We start from the raw sequence: 1,841 nt of genomic DNA, 5'->3' as shown, positions 1-1,841 counted from the left end.
GGCTGGGCGGCGCGGCGGGTGCCGCGGTCGCCGTCCGGACCCCGACCGGCCCGCGCCAGGTCGCGGCGCTGCTCGGCGTCCTGGACGCCGGCGCGCACCTGGTCTGGCTCGGCACGGGTGAGGCGGGCGAGCGCGGGCGGCTGATCCTCGGCGACCTGCGCCCGCCCTACCTGCTGCTCGACGCCCCGCCCGGCGACGACCCGCTCGCCACCTGGTTCCGCGCCGAGCTCGGCGGCCGTCCCGTCACCCTCGACGACCTGATCGCCGAGGGTGTGACCAGCGCGGACGGCGCGGACGGCGCGGACGGCGCGGACGGCGGTGCGGGCGCGGAACCGGCGGCCGGGGAGGACGCGCTCGGACCCGGCGCGGACGACCCGCACGACCTCGCCTACGTGGCGTACACGTCCGGATCGACGGGACGCCCGAAGGGCATCACGCAGTCGCACGGCGGGTTCGCGCAGTTCTGCGAGTGGATGGCCGGGCACTTCGCGATGGGGCCCGGGAGCCGGGTGGCGCAGTGGGCGGCGGCCGGATACGACGCGGCGCTCTGCGAGATCTTCGCGGCGCTGGGCTCCGGGGCCGCGCTGTGTCCGGTGCCCGAGCGGGTCCGGGTCGATCCGCGGCGGCTGGTGCGCTGGCTCGCCGAGGAGCGGATCACCCACTTCCAGACCGTGCCGAGCTTCGCCCGCGAGGTGCTGCGCGCGGTGACCGCGCTGCCCCCCGGCGAGCGCCCGGACGCGCTGGAGCACCTGCTGCTCGCCGGGGAGCCGCTGCCGGGCGAGCTCGCGGGCCGGCTGCGCGAGGCGCTGCCCGGCGTCCGGCTGACCAACCTCTACGGGCCGACCGAGGTCGTCCTCGCGACCTGGCACGAGGTGACCGGGCCGGTGCGCGGCACGGTGCCGGTCGGCGAGCCGATCCCCGGCCGCCAGGTGATCGTGGTGGACGACCAGGACCGTCCGTGCCCGGCCGGGATGACCGGGGAGCTGGTCATCCGCAGCCCGTACGTCAGCCCCGGCTACGTGGGCGCCGACGGCGGGGACGCTTTCGCGCCGCTGCGCCGCCGGGAGGAGTTCGGCATCGCGCCCGGCTCCTGGTACCGCACCGGCGACCTCGGGCGGCGGCGCTGGGACGGCCTGCTGGAGTTCCGCGGCCGGCAGGACTTCCAGATCAAGTTCTTCGGCACCCGCCTCGAACTGACCGACATCGAGGCCGCCCTGGGCGCGGCGGACGACATCGCCGAGTGCGCCGTCGTGCCCGTCCGCGACCACGCGGGCCTGGTCGTCCGCCTGGTCGCCTACGTCGTCCCGCGTCCGGGGGACGCGGCGGCCGAGGGCGACTCCGCGGAGGACGCCCTGTCGAAGGGCGACCCGTCGGCGGGCTGGCGGGCGCGGCTGCGGCGGCGGTTCGGCACGACCGTCCCGCCGGTGACGTTCCGGACGATGGCGTCGCTGCCGCGCAACGTCGGCGGCAAGGTGGACCGGCGCAAACTGCCCGCCCCGGCGTCGCTGCGCGCGCCCGGCGACGACCGCGGGCCCACGCCGACCGAGACCGCGCTGACCCGGATCTGGGCGGACCTGCTCGGCACGGACCAGATCCTCCCCGAGAGCTCCTTCTTCGCGCTCGGCGGGCACTCCCTGCTGGTCCCGGTGCTGCTGCACCGGGTCCGCGAGCGCACCGGGACCGCGCCCACCCCGCGCGCGTTCCTCGCCGACCCCACCCTGGCCGGGCTCGCCGCGCTCGTCGACTCCGCGTCCGCCGGTCCGGCCCCCGCCGGTCCCCCGGACGCGGACGCGGCGGGCGGGGCGGACCGGCAGGGGCGGGCCGCCGCCCCACGACCGGCG

1 protein-coding gene is annotated in these 1,841 nt (G+C 78.3%); it reads left to right on the top strand.

Annotation, left to right across the window (positions count from 1 at the left end; genetic code table 11):
* Positions 1–1,841 (top strand): non-ribosomal peptide synthetase (locus tag DZF91_RS24285; protein WP_147341341.1); only part of this gene is annotated, 1,841 nt, incomplete at both ends.

Origin of the sequence: Actinomadura logoneensis (assembly GCF_003428695.1) — a bacterium.
GTDB classification, from domain to species: domain Bacteria; phylum Actinomycetota; class Actinomycetes; order Streptosporangiales; family Streptosporangiaceae; genus Spirillospora; species Spirillospora logoneensis.
Note: the sequence above shows the minus strand (reverse complement) of the source record. Positions and strands in the feature narration are given on the sequence as shown.